Here is a 15,997-nt window from a genome sequence, read left to right on the forward strand (position 1 = left end):
TTATTACAATCAAGAAAGACCACACCAAAGTCTGAATGGTGTAGCTCCTAATATTTTTAACCAAAACTGTCAACGAATTAGTTAACCTTTACAGAAGTGACATGTATCAATCAATATACCATCAAATACAATGAATTCGAGTCTTACTTTTATGCCTTTTTCCATATGACAAACCTACTACATGAAATAAAAATGCTATTCAAACTAGATATAAACCATTAAAAATGAGTACTCAGATATACTACACTTCATTTTTCACCAAAATCCGTCTGTATGTTTGCCTCGAGTTTGAATCCCTTATGAATAGTTAATTTTTGAGGTTGTCAAAATTGATAAGAAAGTAGATCATCCCTTAAAAAACTTAGTTCCCCCCAGAAGAAGTTTTGACAACCTCTTTTTCATCCCTATCGGGGATGATTGGCTCCTTAGGGAGCTTTTTTTATTACTGTTTATGTTTGTTTATCGCTCCGTCTTTATTCTTAAATCTTTTCATCAAAAACATAAGTACCATGTAAAGTAAAGCTGGAATTCCAATATAATACAGTTCACTATAAATAACTCTTAGTCCCCAATGGCTAAAAAAACGACTTGCACCAATAGGTGATACTTGAATTGGTCGCCAAGGAAGGAAATGTCTGGTGTTATCAAATGGCGAAAATAAAGCTACTCCTAAGCCCCCATTTGTTAATCCATCTAACAGCGCATGAGATACCGTACATAAGGTAAAAAACACCATGTATAATACTCCTTTTTTGCTGAAGAAGTTTTTGCTATAGAACAAAGCCGTAATCAGTATACCGAATAGCACTGCAAACAAAATGGAATGCGAAAATCCGCGATGCCCCCAAAAACTTTCATAAGGAATCCCAAATTGAAATCCAATAACATCTGCATCTGGAATTACCGAACATAAGATTCCTAACAACCAAAACTTCCAACTCTTGATTTTCTTGGAAAAACTAGATCCAATTGCTACTGCTGTAAGTGCGTGTCCGAAAATAGATGCCATGTTATTCTCTAATTCTAATAATTGCTAAATCATCTGTGGGTATATAACCTTCTTTTTCCAGAGATAGTACTTTTCTATCCAAAAAATTATCTGGTAATTCGCTTGTTTTATTGATCTAGCTATTAAACTTAGGTGTATTTAAATGTACGCGAAACGTTAAAAACCCTTGTTTTCTAATTTCTCTATGTATTTCGTCAATATCTTCTGGAATATCATTATTTAATAGCCAGTTTACATCAAAACCATTTTGTATAGCTATTTTCATTAGACTAGGATTTTCATTTATTAACTCTCCTAATTGCTCCAAATCGTCATCAAATTCTAACCATAAATCTTCATGAAGTTTTTGTCTTAACACTAATATTTTAAAGACTCTTCCAATAATATATATGCATATTTTTCTTGATTTCCCTGAGCTATGTCGGGTTATTTGACTGTTGTTCTTTCGGAGTGTTTCTAATAAAAGCAACAAGTTAAGACTTACTTCTCCGTGTTTATCTTTCGTTATTTTAACATGTTCAGTGATTTCACTGCTGATTTCGCGCATGTACATCATTAGGTCACGCGGTGATAAATTATACTCCGAAAAAAATGCAATTCGTTCATTAATATAATTTTCTTTGTCAAGCCTTCTATCATCAACCGTTTTATGGTCTACAAGTTCAAAATACAGTCTTTCAGCAAGGATTCTATCTTTTTTTAACAGACGTAGGATTAGCTTATCTTTTTCCTTTGAAGGAAGGTGACTAATTGCCTCTTTAAAGTCTTTCTCGAAAGTCATATGATTGATTTGCTTTTCATCCAAAGATAGAATAATAAATGCTCATTGTAGATTAAAAGGATTGACTTCTCATTAGCTTACCGCTGAACTGACAGTTTAATAAATTTGCTTTCTGTTAAGAAGTGATAAAGGCAATATATAAGCTATATTTTTTCCCTTTCTTCTAACAATAACTTAGCTATTCTTAGAGCCTCTTCTTTATACAAATGAGGTCTATCTAGAATTTCCTGTAACTCAAAATTAGATTTTTCCTCGTATTTCTGATATAATGACTTTTTTTCTAATGGAAAAACGGTATCTTTTCTCGAGATATATGGAAAAACTCGATACTTAATTTTTGTATTCTTTCCTTTTTTTCTTTTATGAATATCATGAATAAAATTGGTAAGAAAATATCGATCTCCATTTTTAAATTCTACCTCCCAGTATCCAAAATCAGAAAACAACAACTCTTCACCCCCATAGAACCCTTTCTTTGAATGAGTTAAATGATATATCGATTTCTCAATGTCGCCGTACAAATAATCTTTTCTCTTATCGTTTTTGATAATGGTAATATTCTTAAAGTCATAAATAAAAGTGGTGTTTCTGTTTTCTAAATAATAATCTACAAAAAGCCATAGAGAAGGACCAAAGACCAAGATTATCATCAATAAAACTCCTGTCCAAACCTTTTCTTCAAAAAGAAAAACACAAAAACATACTACAGCAATTAAGAAAATTAAATGCTCCATTACAATTTTCTTAAACTCCTTACTTGGAAATTTATATGTTTTTGTTTTCATTATGATCTACACACTCTTCAACGTATTCAGTGCCTTATTTACAGTATCAATTTTAATGAAAGTAATCAATAAACGTAATCCGTTTTTCGTTTCCTTTTCTTTCATAACACAGCTTTTTGAGTTCTTTTGAACATACTGTAGCATTTTTGTAAAGGCTTCAGTTTGATAAAAATCGCTTTGCTGATTCGATACAAAATACCCAATCATTCGTTTTTGCTTTAGAATTATTTTCTCTAAACCTAAAGACTTCGCTAGCCATTTAATACGCACACTATCCAATAAATCGGACACTTGAGTTGGATACTCTCCAAAACGATCGACAATTTCACTTTCAAACACCTGTAATTCTTCTTCATTGGTTACCTCAGAAAGCTTGTTATATAATACCAAACGCTCACTTACCGAGTTCACATAATCATCAGGGAATAAAATTTCAAAATCAGTATCAATTTGAACATCTTTTACATACTCTTTTTCGCCTGAATCATCTGTAGGATATAAATCTTTGAACTCATTTTCTTTCAATTCTTCAATCGCTTCGTGTAAGATTTTCTGGTAGGCATCAAAACCAATATCATTAATAAATCCACTTTGTTCACCACCTAGTAAATCTCCAGCACCACGAATTTCTAAATCTTTCATGGCAATATTGAGTCCACTACCTAAATCTGAAAACAGTTCTAGCGCCTGAATTCTCTTACGAGCATCATCCGTCATATGATGATAAGGTGGAGTAATAAAATAACAAAACGCTTTTTTATTAGAACGTCCAACACGACCACGCATTTGGTGTAAATCGGACAATCCGAAGTTGTTAGCATTGTTAATGAAAATTGTATTGGCATTTGGTACATCCAATCCACTTTCAATAATCGTAGTTGACACCAACACATCAAATTCATTGTTCATAAAGGCTAGCATTAACTCTTCCAGCTTTTTTCCTTCCATTTGCCCATGTCCAATTCCAATTTTAGCATCAGGAACCAAACGTTGTAACAATCCTGCAACCTCTTTAATATTTTCAATTCGGTTATGAATAAAGAATACCTGACCACCTCTTGAAATTTCATAAGAAACCGCATCTCTAATGGTTTCTTCACTAAAACGGATCACATTGGTTTCAATGGGGTGACGGTTTGGTGGTGGTGTTTTGATTACCGATAAATCTCGCGCAGCCATTAAACTAAACTGTAAAGTCCTTGGAATTGGAGTTGCTGTTAAAGTCAATGTATCTACGTTCTCCTTGATGGTTTTGAGCTTATCCTTTGCGGCAACTCCAAATTTTTGCTCCTCATCAATGATTAGCAAGCCTAAATCTTTAAACTTGATACTTTTGTTTGTTAACTGATGCGTTCCAATAACAATATCAACATGACCACTAGAAACTCCTTCTAAGACCCCTTTTCGCTGTTTTGTGGTCCTAAAACGGTTCAGATAGTCAATGACAACCGGAAAATCTTTTAATCGCTTAGAAAAGGTTTTAAAGTGCTGAAATGCCAAAACTGTTGTTGGTACCAAAATAGCCACCTGCTTTCCGTTGTCAACTGCTTTAAAAGCAGCACGCACCGCAACCTCTGTTTTTCCGAAACCAACATCTCCACAGACCAATCGATCCATAGGTTGTTCTTTTTCCATATCGGTTTTTACATCTTGCGTTGCAGTAAACTGATCTGGTGTATCTTCAAAAAGGAAGCTAGCTTCCAATTCGTGCTGCATATGAGTATCAGGCCCAAAAGCATGTCCTTTTTGAAGCTTTCTCTTTGCATACAACTGAATTAGATTAAAAGCAATTTCCTTAACACGTGTTTTGGTTTTCTGCTTTACTTTTTTCCAAGCATTGGAACCAAGCTTATATATTTTTGGAGCTTTTCCGTCTCTTCCATTAAACTTCGATATTTTATGCAGCGAGTGAATACTTACATACAAAATATCACGATCGCCATAGATTAACTTAATGGCTTCTTGTTTTTTTCCTTCAACATCAATCTTTTGAAGTCCTCCAAACTTTCCAACCCCATGATCGATATGAGTTACATAATCGCCCACCTCAAGTTTTGTCAATTCTTGAAGGGTGATGGATTGTTTTTTTGCATATCCATTTTTTAAACGGAACTTATGATAACGTTCAAAAATTTGATGATCGGTATAACAAACTATTTTTTCATCTGTATCAATAAACCCTTGGTACAATGGAAAGACTAGCGTTTCATAATGCACCTCTTGATCAGAATCATCAAAAATATCTTTAAAACGTTGCGCTTGTTTATCATTTGCGCAAAAGATATAGTTGGTAAATCCGTTGGTATGATTCTCGTTCAAATTGTCTATTAACAAATTGAATTGCTTGTTAAACGAAGGTTGAGGCTTAATTTGAAAAAGCACATCCGTTTTAGGATTTTCTTCTTTTAACTCCGAACGGAAACTGATATGCGCAACAGTAAAATCTTGTAATTGTTTACTAATTTCAGCTCCATTACAGAATAGGGTAGCAGGTTCTGCATGTTTTACCTCTTTTGATAATTCACTAAAAGCAGTTTCTGCTTTTGTATAAAATTTATCAAGTTTTGCCGATAATACATCTGTATTTCTAGCGAAAACTACCGTTTTTGATGAAATATATTTTAAAAAGCTTTCTCTGGTTTCTTGTAATGCCTTGTTTTCAACATTGGGCATGATACTCACTTTTTTTAGTTTCTCCTTTGACAGTTGTGTTTCCACATCAAACGTTCGAATACTATCAATTTCTTCCCCAAAGAATTCAACACGATAGGGTTCATCATTTGAAAAAGAAAACACATCGATAATACCTCCTCGTACCGAAAACTCGCCAGGTTCTGTAACAAAATCTACACGATTGAAATTGTACTCAAACAACACCTCATTCACAAAATCAAGAGATACTTGTTCTCCAACGTTTAATTTTAAAGTGTTTTTTTCCAACTCTTTTTTCGTCACCACCTTTTCAAAAAGAGCAGTAGGATAGGTAACAATAATGGCTGGCTTTTTACGTGAGTTGATTCTGTTTAAAACTTCAGAACGTAGCAACACATTGGCATTATCCGTTTCCTCAATCTGATAAGGTCTGCGATAAGATCCTGGGTAAAACAAAACATTCTTTTCACCCAATAACTGCTCTAAATCGTTCAAATAATAGGCCGCTTCCTCCTTGTCATTTAGAATTAGAAGGTAAGGTTTATTGGCTTGTTTAAAACTTTCAGAAATAACAAAAGACAACGAAGAACCGACCAAATTCGTAATTTGAAAATGGTGTGGATCTTGTTGAAGCTGACCAACAATCTGCGTTACTTTACCCGATTGCTGGTAATGATTTACAATGGTTTGCTTGCTCAACGTAAAAAAATTTTGGCAAAGATAAGGTTTATTAGTTTTGAATAGTTAATTCTAAATGTTAAGTGATGAACGATGAATTTTAAGTTGTTAAGTTACTTTTTTTATAGATTTCTCCCTAGCGCTCGAAATGACAAATAGAAAATAAATTAAACAATATTAATAGCTTCCACCATTAGTAATTCATTTACAAATTGAAAAACATAACCTAAATCCCAATCTGGGCTAAAAGATGTTTCTAGTTCTTGAAAACTTATTGTTTCTCCATTATTCAGTTTTTTTAACACTTCTTCGATACTAATGTTTTTTTTAATTTTTAATTCATGACCTCTTGCTATGATGCAGCTTTCACTCTCTTGATCATTTAAAAGAATTGGAAATATTGTTTTAGCTCGAATATTAAATGGAGGATTCGGTAGTGCATTGTTTTTAATTAGAGAGGATTGAAGAACACCCGCATTAGATTTCAATTTGGTAATAAACTTATTTAATTCCTTTTTATACTTTTCTTCCCAGGTTGTTTTGTTCAACAAAAAGTTCCAGTCCAAAGAAACATCACTTTTAATTGGAGCTAAGTATCCTTGATTTTTCTCTATGGAATTGGTTTCTGCTATTTGACCAGCCATCTTGTTTTCTAAGTAATCTCTTGACGGATTGATATAATCCATCACCACACTTAACGAAAACTCATTCGTATTTGCTATATGATAAACGTGATGAGGTATAAACATTACGGATTTCGCTTTCAAAGGATACTTTTTCGACTGTGGTAAAAACTTTTCAATATCATGAAATACCTGAGTATTGTGTTCAATTTTATTATACTCTTCAATATCCCAAGTATAAAAATCCTTATTATTTGGTCCTAAGTGAAATAAAAAACCTTCCTCACCCTTGGCTTCCTTATGAATTCCAAAGGGCGTAAATCCGTAATTTCCCATGAAAAACAAAAAAGAAAGTCCGCCCAAGGGAAGTCCTGCTTTTTCTAAAAGAGGTGCAACTATGTTACACATTTTCTCAGTTAAATCATTACTATAAGCTTCCAAGCTATTAAAAACAACCCCAAACTTATCATTTCCGAAAAGTTGATTGCACCAATCTTCAATGGTTTTGTCTTTTTCAGGTCTGTTCTCAACCATTTCATAAACCTTGGCATTGTTTAGCTCTTGATTTATATAGATTTTTATACCTTTATGAAGCTCTCCTCGGTCAAGAAACTTATTGATTACATTTTTTAGCTCTTGCTGCAAATAGTTCACATCTTCATTAGAGAATATATTATCAACAGATGCTGGTTTGGTTAATTCTTTTGATAATGTATAAAGTTGGTTCCAATTTTTCGTCATTTTTAGATTTAGTTGTAGTTGTAGTTGTCTTTATTGTTGGTTAAATAGTAATATGCATTTTTCAAGTACTAAAAAACAACATTTCTTATAAAAAAACCAACGAACTCTCTTAGGAACCTAAAAACTTGAATTTTCAATATATAATACTACCTAAAAAAGCATCCAAACACAAGGTTTAGATGCTTCACAATTAAATACTTTTCTTTTTCAAAAAGTAAGTTACTAGTGAGTAGTAGTTACTTTTGAATTGTTATAATCCACATGGGTTTTCACCAAATATTCCTGGAACACAACTTCCTGACCATTTGTCGCAAACATATCCGTATGACGAATTATGTTGGAAATTACAACAATCGCTATCCGTACGACATCTTTGCGATTTAAATCCTCCAAGAATATCTTTCTGCTTTGCTTTATCAAGAACAGTTCCTAGGTTTAAAATTGTTTTTTTCATTATACATAAATTTAAATTAAACATTCTGTTTATAAATAGAAGGGTGGTAGCGAGAACAAAAACCTAATCCATTTAACAGTTTTTAGTTTTGTCTTTTTAAAGGAAACTACCAGTTCGAGTTATCGTATAAATCCTTAGTAATGCTCCAACTATACTGTGTCGCTTTTACTTGTATTCCTTGGTTAATAATTCCAAATTTTAAAGTTCCAGCACCTGTATTCCACCAATCTCCACCAGTAATTTTAGCTCTTCTACTTCTTCTTCTTCGTACCGATTTGTATTTTGAAACATATAATTCATCCTCACAATTCTCCAAACAATTACCGTTAAAAAGAATTCCAATTGGAGTTCTTCTTTTTCTCCATTTTCTTCTTCTCTTTTTATACCCTTTAATAATGGTTACGATTTTTGGTGCACCAGCAAACTGATTGAGTCTTACTTTATGCTTTACTTTAATTCGTCTTCTGCCGTTATGACCATTTACATAGCTGTTTTCTCTAGTTAATGTTTTTTTACATCCTGTTGTTGTAGTTCCACCACCTGTATTGGTTGGATATGTAGACACAATTACAAAACCTAAATCAATTAAAACAGGTACTGAGTTTATTGATGCTATAAAAAACCTTGCTCTTGTTAATGAATTATAGTTTTCGGTTTTCACAACACCCCAGTCATAAAATTTGTGATAAAACTTGCCAATTTTCACTTCCGCAAATTCATTTAGTAAAGCTCTCTCAACATCATCAACTATAAAATGATTATCTGGATCGGTTTTTTCATCCAACACCTCGACATCACCTTGTTGAGCCAACCACTCTTCTTCTTTTTCAGCTATAATTGATCTTAAAGATTTAAATCCTCTTTCTTTTTCGAATTCAATAACTGGTTGAAAATCGTCATAGTTTAACTTGTCTTCCATATCATCCAATTCATCTTCTTCCAAATGCCCATATTCCTTCAAAAAAGCGTCATCGTGGCTTTCTATTTTGTCATATAACATCTCAATAGTGGCATCGTATTCATCAAAATCTTTAAACTCTAATATTTCATTAGATGCGCGTTTTGAATAATTATTAACATCATTTTCATTTGTTACTTCTTCATCAGCGTTATTACAAGACCATACGGATATCAATAACAACAAAATCATCAGTTTTGTAGTTTTCATTTCTTCAATTTAAAAATTAGCGATTCCCCGAGTATTTAAAGACATTCAAGGTTCATGTCTATTACAACTAAGTCTTAAAGACTTTACCAAATCTCTATTCTTTCGGAGGTCCATCTTCTCCACAAGGCACGCAAATTGGGTTTCCAGAATGATCGTGTCTACCTGATAAACAATATCGCACTCCATCACAAGTTCTCCCTCCACTTCCGTTAATCGATTTCATTTGTGCTTTGTTTAAAGCATTCCCGAAGCCATAAATTGATTTCAACATAATTTTAAGGTTTTTAAGTTTATTTAATTCCGTTATTTTGCCAACCTCTTTTGGTCAACTTTTCCCAAATTATAGGAAATAACAACCTAAATTTTAGTCAATTCAAATTTGTAAGTCATCAATTCAAAAACGGTTAGCTTTAGAATCAATTTGAAAAATTGATAAACATAAATATCAATCGAGAAGACGTTTATTCCACGAACTTCCCTAATTTTTATTAATTTTAGCTTATGTTATTTTATGGGGATGAATAAGACATTTTGCTTATTACTATTTTGTATAGCTATTGCTTGTAAAGAAAAAGTAAATAAAACTCAGGGTAAACCTCCAAGTTTTTATTTTCTCAAATCAAAAGACGGTTTATCAAAAGATTCATTGCAGTTTTATGCAAATGAAATTCAATCAATTGATACTTCGGAAATATCTGATTCTTTAAAAGCTGAATATGCTTTTATGACTGGACGATTTTACAATAAATTGAAAGATTACGACAAAACCATTCTTCATTTTGACAAAGCAACTTCATTCACTAAAAAAATCACAAATAGTAGACAGGTTCTGCATTTCAGGGCATTGATTGCCATCTATCGTAGAAAAAAACAAGATTATTTAAATGCTTCTGGAGTTAATGAAAAACTTCTTAATTTAATTGATAGTACAGATTATAAAAATTTAGCGTTCGTTTACACGAATAAATATCAAATTAATAGAACTTTAGCAAAATATAGTGAAGCTTTAGAGGATAACTTAACCGCTGCTAGCCTTTATTTAAAAGCTAAGGATACTGTAAACTACTTGATTGCTACTTTAGATAATGCGGCTACATATAGTAGACTTAAAAAAACAAACGAGGCAAATAAAGAGTTAATTAAGGTAATTCCTTATCAACATTTGATGAGTAATTCAATGAAATATCAATTTCATGCGACCCAAGCCTATGTTTTTAATCAAAAAGGGCAGGGCAAAGAGGCCATTGATGCCTATAAAAAATCGTTGATTTATTCGAAAAAGAAATCGTCATTGTTAAGCAGCACAGAGTTGATAAATACCTACCTCAACTTGTCGAATATTTATCTGAAACTTAATTCACTTGAGGTTACTGAGAAATACTTGGATTCTATTTTTGATATCGGACTAGAGAATATTGATTTTGGGGATAAAAAAGAGGTTTTAAAAAACGCTTTAAGAGTTAATTATGACCTCAGAAGAGGTATTGAGAATGTAATGCCAAAAATGGATTCTTTGTTTACTTACCTTGAAAATAACTACGATCAACAAATCAACAATGAACTGCATGTTTTAAACAAATCTTTTGAAAACGAAAGAAAACTACAAAAGGAAAAAAATGAAGCTCAAATTGAAAGTATTACCTTCGAAAGAAATCAGTACATCTTACTTGCATTATTACTAGTATTAATAGTTGTCGGCACCTTGATTCTTAATTTTTACCGACAACGAAAATTCAATATTGAAAAACGTAATTTTTTGCTTCAACAACGCTTATTACGATCACAAATGAATCCACATTTTATCTTTAATAGCTTAAGTTTAATAAAGCAAAATGTGAATACAAATACCGAACAATATTCTAAATACATTGTAAAACTTTCGAGGTTACTGAGAACCGCTTTCGATAATTCTACTCAAGACTTTGTTCCTTTAGAAGATGAATTAACTTCATTACAAGATTATATCGAACTCCAACAATTCAGATTTCCTGATCGCTTCAGTTATGTTATAAATAATGATATTGAATCGGACTATGAACTGTTGATTCCTCCAATGCTCTTACAACCTTTTGTTGAAAATGCTATTATTCATGGATTTGGTGGTTTAGAAAATAAGGGGCATATAGAAATCACATTAAAGAAAGAGAAAAAGTTCCTAGTTTGTATTATTGATGATAATGGAAAAGGATTTAAAACTGGTACTAAAAAGAAGCAATCATCCGTTTATTTAATTGATCAGTTTTTATTGAAAATGACAGGGGAAAATATAAAAATTACAAATAAATCAGATCATTTACATTCAACTGGAACAATTGTTGAGCTAAAAATTCCATATACCGAGTTATAACTATGCTGAAAACATTAATCATTGAAGACGAAAAACATATAAGAGATGAATTAAAAGGCTTGTTAGCAGAGTTTTTTGAATCTTCACTTACGATTATGGCTGAAGCCACATCAGTAAAAGAAGGAATTAAAGCAATTCTTGAACATAAGCCCGACTTAGTTTTTTTGGATATAGATTTAGGTGATGGATCTAGTTTTGACATATTGGCTGTTCTTCCTGAAATATCTTTTGATATTATCTTTGTTACAGGCTACGATTCACATGCAATTAAAGCAATTAAGCTTGGTGCGTTGGATTATCTACTAAAACCAATTGATAATTATGAGTTTAAAGAATCAGTAGAAAAAGCTATTGAAAGTTATCAAAAATCAAAAAATAATGGAAACATTGTCAGTGTAGCTGGAAATTTCTACACCAATCACATTCACGATAAAATCGTTTTAAAAACACTTGACGCGCAGCATTTGGTTAACTTTAATGATATTGTTTATTGTAAATCAGATGGTAACTATACCACTTTCCACTTGATAAAAGAGCAAATTGTAGTTTCGAAGCCCATGAAGAAGATTCAGCCATTATTAGATGAGCAGCAATTTATCAAATGCCACCAATCTTATATTGTGAATGCAAACTATGTGACAAAGTATAGAAATGATGGTTTTCTTATAACAAAAACTGAAGATACCATCCCAGTTGCCACCCGAAGAAAGGATGAAGTGTTACAAATACTATTCAAATAGCAATCGAATACGAATTGCCCCCTTGCATATTTGAAGTTTACCCTAAAACCAGGAAAACTACGACTATTTTTAGTCGTAGAAGACTAAAAATAAATCGAATATGAAGTATTTACCTATTACATTTTTAAGCTTGCTTTTCATTTTTGCTTCATGCAATACAAACGAGGACAACCTCAATACCTCGGCACTTGAGGGGCAAGAAAACGGACTTAAGGGGAGGGCTCCGTTTGGAGAAATAAAAAATCAAGAAGAAAAAAATATGATGTACATGACATCGTATTTGATTGCTAGAACTTTGTTAGAGGATGAAGATGCTCAAAAACAATTTTATAAGCTGGGTTCTGGAAAATCGTTAAAAATAGATTTAAGAACTCTGTTAACTCCAGACAAACCATTTGAAGCAGCATTTCGATTACGATATGCTCGTTATAATGGATCTACTCCACCAAAAGGACAACCAACAACACCGGTATCTCAAGCGGTTCCTGACCCTTTAGAAAGAGATTATAGTACACTTACTATCTCTTATATTGACTATATTGATGTTGTCAATGATAAGTATGATTGGATTATTTACTTGCCAAATAAAGAAAAGCTTTATGAACATGCCAATTTTGGGGATTATTTAGACTCTAATGAAGATATTATAAACTTATGGAGCTTCGATACCTCAGATTACTCAGATGGGCTTAAATTGCATTATTATGGCGGAATTTTTATTCCTATTCCATTTGACTATACCTCAGCATTGGAATCAACATTTATAATGACATTGAAAAATAAACAGAAGTAAGATTTCTAAACTAAAAAAGTGAGCCAAAAGGCTCACTTTTTTAATTTTCTATAACTGGTTTCATATGCATGAATTGCATACTCTTTTCATCAATCATGGCAAAGAATGTCTGACAGGTTTTACTTTTCATGACTTCTTTTGCTGCAAATTCAGCAGATTCTTTATCTGTCCAGTAAACAATATCCGACCAAGTTCCATCTTCAGCCACAGATAATCTTCTTCCCAAATATCCATTAAACTTTGTTACTATTGGGTTTAACGCTTCTGCAGCTTCGATAACTTGTTCTTTGGTAAATAATGGTTTGGTTTTAAACACTACCAACTCAACCGTTCCTACTTCTTTTTTGGTTTCTATACTCATTTTTGAATCATTTGTATTTCCGCAACCTACAAGTAGCAAAGTAGCGAAAATAATTACTATTTGTTTCATTATTAATTTCATTTGAAACAAAAGTAGAACCAGTTCGTGACAAGGGTATGTCAGCAGTAATCAGCTATTTTTAACTCTTCTCTATGAACATTAGCTCAGCCATAAAAAAAATTAAAGTCAATTAAAAAGAAGTAATATCAACTCAAAAGTCAACTAAGGAACAACAAATGAAACAGCGTTTACAGTAGATGAGTTTAAATTAGGAAAAATCTTTCTATTAAGATTTGGATCTTCGTATTCGTTACTCCAAAAAGAATCTCCATAAGCTCTTATATACACTGTTTCTCCTGAAGAAAAACCAGCATTTGTTAAATCCGATTGAGATAATGTAATTTCAATAGGATTTATTCTAATAGTTATACCAGAAGAATGAAATGTATAATTTTCATGGCTTATAGATTCGTTTTTTGACATAAAATAACGAATATAACGAGCCGTTGAATTCGTTCCTGCTGGATTCGTAGTAACTGAAACAACAATATTATTTCCATTAGCTGTGGCAGTAACTCCTGTTACGGTAGTCGTTGACATTTGCCCTAATGATGGTGCTCCAGTTAAAATTGTTGAAGATCCAGTGTTTGAATGCTCTATATTAAATTTCTTAAAAGTCCCGAATCCTTGTTTTTCATAACTTATTGAATAAGTTCCAAAAGGAACTTCTTGAAGAGTAAAGCTTCCTTCTGAATTTGTTGTTGCAGAAATACTAGGTGTAATTCCTTCAACTTTAATCATCATATTCGAGTTATCAACCTGTGTGGTTGCCTCATCATATAAATTAACCGATCCAATAATATTTGCTTTCGTAACAGGTTCTGAAGTTGGATTATCATCACCTCCACAAGAAACAATTCCTAACAAAGCAATTATACCAAAAGTAAGATGTTTAAGTTTCATAAAGCCACGATTTTATGCATTAAATTAGAATTCTAATTGCAAAAATACGTCTGAACAAACATCAAAAACAACTGATTACCAGTAACTTTTTGTGTTCTTCGAAAACAAAAACACCTCTATAAGCAAATAATACAAACCACTATATTACTCATTTCGAAGGAATGGTAATGACTGAGAAATCTAAAAAACAATATTAATTATCCTTATTACTATTCCTGAAATGTTGTTTTATTAAGGTTATTACATTGTTCAACCTCTAAAGTTATATTCCTTTCAAGATTATTTTTCATACCTTTTCTTCTTACTTGCCAATAATCTCCATATACCGATTTACAACAAATAATTATTTCAATGGCATCAGCTTTTGGGTATATAAATTTCATCAAAGGTTTATTGTTTGACCAATCTATTAAATTAAAATCCTCACTAGGCTTTATGACTCTATTTAAAAGAATATCGTTCCTATGGCTTATTTTAATTGAATCTGGTACTTTAAGAAGTTCATAAAATTCAGACCAATTTGAAATATAGGTTCCATTATATGAAATATAGGTTTGTTCAACAATTGCCGGTCCAGTTCCTCTGTTTGATATTGTAAATAAAAAATCAGACACCCCATCTTCATCAACTGTTCTACTCATACCAATACTTAGACTTGGCCAAGCGCTCGATTTAGATTGTTCTAAAATAATTTTAGTTTGTTCGTTCATAATTGAAGCCTGTCTAGTTGATACAACTAATGCTCCAATACTAGCTAACAAAACACCAAAAGCAATTATTAGATTTACATCTATTTTTTTCTTTTTCTTCCCCATATCTACTTATTAATATTACATGTTTAATTAGAGTAAAAATAGAAAAAACACATCTATTTCAATATTTTCAAAATCTAATTTGAAACTATAAAAATGTAATCAACTAATTACAAGACTTCTATAAGCAAACACCTTACTTTTGAATTGTTTGAGCATTTCATTTATTTAACATTATTTATTAACTAGCTTATCTCAAAGTATTTCGATATTGTTCTTATTTTGAATTTAATATGTTTAAAATAGTAATTAGTTTTTTGGCAGTAAAAAATCCATAAGCATTCAAGACGTATTTCTATCTCACATAGGAGATAACGTACATAAAAAAGCAAAATAGGTTTATTCTTTCAACCACCATTTTTCTTTTTCTTTTTGTCTTGCTTTTTCCTCGCTTGCTTTATCCGAATTAAAAGACCAAGCTAGTTGATAATTCTTCCAACCATTGGCAATATATTTTGGATTCGGTGAAAACTCACCTGCACCCAAATCTAAGTCTCCACTATTTGGAATTCGATAATCACCCCAATTACAGGTCTTTGAGGATTTGGTTTTATAACTTACCCAAGTACCTTCAAATTCATTATTAGTAAAACCGTCTGCACCAAACATAATATCATTATAAGCTAATTGGCCTTTTTTATCGAACATAAAATCCGATGAAAAATTACCTTTAAAAGTTCCTGAACCTCTTTGATTTGGATCTTCAAAGAAACGATACTCTCCAACAATAGTTCCTTGTTTGGCATCTGGAAAATCTGGATCAATATAAGTTCCACACTTTTTGATGGTTATTTTTCCTTGAAATGGACAAATGTTATTTTTGACTTTTGATTTTCCATAAACAAAGTATTCAAGAGGGTTGTTCGAATTTTTAATTACAGAAACAAAGTGAATATAAAATCGTTGATAATTTCCCCCAATAAATCCCATTGGCGCTGGTCTCTCCTTAGTAAGAACATTGGAAATATCATAGTTTCTTATTTCGTTGATGAAATTAGTTGTTTTTATTTCTTGCCCAAAAATGAACAAAGAAAATAAGCAGCAGAATAAAGTGTAGTTTAGTTTCATGGCTTTAGTTAAGTTAAGCTTT

At 31.9% G+C, this 15,997-nt stretch carries 15 protein-coding genes; 3 read left to right on the forward strand and 12 right to left on the reverse strand.

Annotation, left to right across the window (positions count from 1 at the left end):
* Positions 1-442: 442 nt before the first annotated feature.
* From ACKTTV_RS00015 to ACKTTV_RS00050, 8 genes are all read right to left on the reverse strand, one after another.
* Positions 443-1,009 carry a metal-dependent hydrolase gene (locus ACKTTV_RS00015; RefSeq protein WP_408028747.1) on the reverse strand — a complete coding sequence of 189 codons (567 nt, stop codon included), beginning with the start codon at positions 1,007-1,009 and terminating at the stop codon, positions 443-445.
* Between the two features lie 115 nt (positions 1,010-1,124).
* Positions 1,125-1,790: a hypothetical protein gene (locus ACKTTV_RS00020; protein WP_408028748.1), complete on the reverse strand. Its 666-nt coding sequence runs from the start codon at positions 1,788-1,790 to the stop codon at positions 1,125-1,127.
* Between the two features lie 143 nt (positions 1,791-1,933).
* Entirely contained in the window at positions 1,934-2,575 is a 642-nt protein-coding gene (locus ACKTTV_RS00025) for a hypothetical protein (RefSeq protein ID WP_408028749.1), read from the reverse strand.
* 6 nt (positions 2,576-2,581) lie between these two features.
* Positions 2,582-5,926 (reverse strand): transcription-repair coupling factor, encoded by a 3,345-nt coding sequence (gene mfd / locus ACKTTV_RS00030; RefSeq protein WP_408028750.1) that lies wholly within the window; start codon positions 5,924-5,926, stop codon positions 2,582-2,584.
* 146 nt (positions 5,927-6,072) lie between these two features.
* Positions 6,073-7,269, reverse strand: coding sequence for an RNA methylase (locus ACKTTV_RS00035; RefSeq protein ID WP_408028751.1), 1,197 nt, complete (start codon positions 7,267-7,269; stop codon positions 6,073-6,075).
* A 250-nt stretch (positions 7,270-7,519) separates the two neighbouring features.
* Positions 7,520-7,723 carry a hypothetical protein gene (locus tag ACKTTV_RS00040; protein WP_408028752.1) on the reverse strand — a complete coding sequence of 68 codons (204 nt, stop codon included), beginning with the start codon at positions 7,721-7,723 and terminating at the stop codon, positions 7,520-7,522.
* 106 nt (positions 7,724-7,829) lie between these two features.
* Complete coding sequence (locus ACKTTV_RS00045) at positions 7,830-8,891, reverse strand: hypothetical protein (RefSeq protein WP_408028753.1); 1,062 nt, start codon at positions 8,889-8,891, stop codon at positions 7,830-7,832.
* 94 nt (positions 8,892-8,985) lie between these two features.
* Positions 8,986-9,162: a hypothetical protein gene (locus ACKTTV_RS00050; protein ID WP_408028754.1), complete on the reverse strand. Its 177-nt coding sequence runs from the start codon at positions 9,160-9,162 to the stop codon at positions 8,986-8,988.
* Positions 9,163-9,408: 246 nt separating this feature from the next.
* Here ACKTTV_RS00050 and ACKTTV_RS00055 point away from each other — a divergent pair, with 246 nt between their 5' ends.
* The 3 genes from ACKTTV_RS00055 (at position 9,409) to ACKTTV_RS00065 (ending at position 12,771) form a co-directional block, all read left to right on the forward strand.
* The gene (locus tag ACKTTV_RS00055) at positions 9,409-11,238 is read left to right on the forward strand and encodes a tetratricopeptide repeat-containing sensor histidine kinase (RefSeq protein WP_408028755.1); all 1,830 of its coding nucleotides are present in this window, start codon (positions 9,409-9,411) and stop codon (positions 11,236-11,238) included.
* 2 nt (positions 11,239-11,240) lie between these two features.
* Positions 11,241-11,978 carry a LytR/AlgR family response regulator transcription factor gene (locus tag ACKTTV_RS00060; RefSeq protein ID WP_408028756.1) on the forward strand — a complete coding sequence of 246 codons (738 nt, stop codon included), beginning with the start codon at positions 11,241-11,243 and terminating at the stop codon, positions 11,976-11,978.
* Between the two features lie 100 nt (positions 11,979-12,078).
* The gene (locus ACKTTV_RS00065) at positions 12,079-12,771 is read left to right on the forward strand and encodes a hypothetical protein (RefSeq protein WP_408028757.1); all 693 of its coding nucleotides are present in this window, start codon (positions 12,079-12,081) and stop codon (positions 12,769-12,771) included.
* A gap of 40 nt (positions 12,772-12,811) precedes the next feature.
* On the opposite strand, the gene ACKTTV_RS00070 is transcribed toward ACKTTV_RS00065, so the two are convergent.
* The 4 genes from ACKTTV_RS00070 to ACKTTV_RS00085 all read right to left on the reverse strand — a co-directional run bounded on the left by ACKTTV_RS00070 (position 12,812) and on the right by ACKTTV_RS00085 (position 15,975).
* The gene (locus ACKTTV_RS00070) at positions 12,812-13,201 is read right to left on the reverse strand and encodes a hypothetical protein (RefSeq protein ID WP_408028758.1); all 390 of its coding nucleotides are present in this window, start codon (positions 13,199-13,201) and stop codon (positions 12,812-12,814) included.
* Between the two features lie 153 nt (positions 13,202-13,354).
* The gene (locus tag ACKTTV_RS00075; protein ID WP_408028759.1) at positions 13,355-14,095 is read right to left on the reverse strand and encodes a carboxypeptidase-like regulatory domain-containing protein; all 741 of its coding nucleotides are present in this window, start codon (positions 14,093-14,095) and stop codon (positions 13,355-13,357) included.
* A gap of 209 nt (positions 14,096-14,304) precedes the next feature.
* Complete coding sequence (locus tag ACKTTV_RS00080) at positions 14,305-14,910, reverse strand: hypothetical protein (protein WP_408028760.1); 606 nt, start codon at positions 14,908-14,910, stop codon at positions 14,305-14,307.
* Between the two features lie 336 nt (positions 14,911-15,246).
* Complete coding sequence (locus ACKTTV_RS00085; protein WP_408028761.1) at positions 15,247-15,975, reverse strand: hypothetical protein; 729 nt, start codon at positions 15,973-15,975, stop codon at positions 15,247-15,249.
* Positions 15,976-15,997 lie beyond the last annotated feature (22 nt).

Source organism: Tenacibaculum xiamenense (assembly GCF_964513065.1).
GTDB classification, from domain to species: domain Bacteria; phylum Bacteroidota; class Bacteroidia; order Flavobacteriales; family Flavobacteriaceae; genus Polaribacter; species Polaribacter xiamenense.

Coding starts and splice junctions, on each gene's coding strand:
- ACKTTV_RS00050 (WP_408028754.1), bottom strand. CDS start 9,162: ATGTTGAAATCAATTTATGGCTTCGGGAATGCTTTAAACAAAGCACAA.
- ACKTTV_RS00085 (WP_408028761.1), bottom strand. CDS start 15,975: ATGAAACTAAACTACACTTTATTCTGCTGCTTATTTTCTTTGTTCATT.
- ACKTTV_RS00045 (WP_408028753.1), bottom strand. CDS start 8,891: ATGAAAACTACAAAACTGATGATTTTGTTGTTATTGATATCCGTATGG.
- ACKTTV_RS00065 (WP_408028757.1), top strand. CDS start 12,079: ATGAAGTATTTACCTATTACATTTTTAAGCTTGCTTTTCATTTTTGCT.
- ACKTTV_RS00070 (WP_408028758.1), bottom strand. CDS start 13,201: ATGAAACAAATAGTAATTATTTTCGCTACTTTGCTACTTGTAGGTTGC.
- ACKTTV_RS00075 (WP_408028759.1), bottom strand. CDS start 14,095: ATGAAACTTAAACATCTTACTTTTGGTATAATTGCTTTGTTAGGAATT.
- ACKTTV_RS00060 (WP_408028756.1), top strand. CDS start 11,241: ATGCTGAAAACATTAATCATTGAAGACGAAAAACATATAAGAGATGAA.
- ACKTTV_RS00020 (WP_408028748.1), bottom strand. CDS start 1,790: ATGACTTTCGAGAAAGACTTTAAAGAGGCAATTAGTCACCTTCCTTCA.
- ACKTTV_RS00080 (WP_408028760.1), bottom strand. CDS start 14,910: ATGGGGAAGAAAAAGAAAAAAATAGATGTAAATCTAATAATTGCTTTT.
- ACKTTV_RS00040 (WP_408028752.1), bottom strand. CDS start 7,723: ATGAAAAAAACAATTTTAAACCTAGGAACTGTTCTTGATAAAGCAAAG.
- ACKTTV_RS00015 (WP_408028747.1), bottom strand. CDS start 1,009: ATGGCATCTATTTTCGGACACGCACTTACAGCAGTAGCAATTGGATCT.
- ACKTTV_RS00055 (WP_408028755.1), top strand. CDS start 9,409: ATGAATAAGACATTTTGCTTATTACTATTTTGTATAGCTATTGCTTGT.
- ACKTTV_RS00025 (WP_408028749.1), bottom strand. CDS start 2,575: ATGAAAACAAAAACATATAAATTTCCAAGTAAGGAGTTTAAGAAAATT.
- ACKTTV_RS00035 (WP_408028751.1), bottom strand. CDS start 7,269: ATGACGAAAAATTGGAACCAACTTTATACATTATCAAAAGAATTAACC.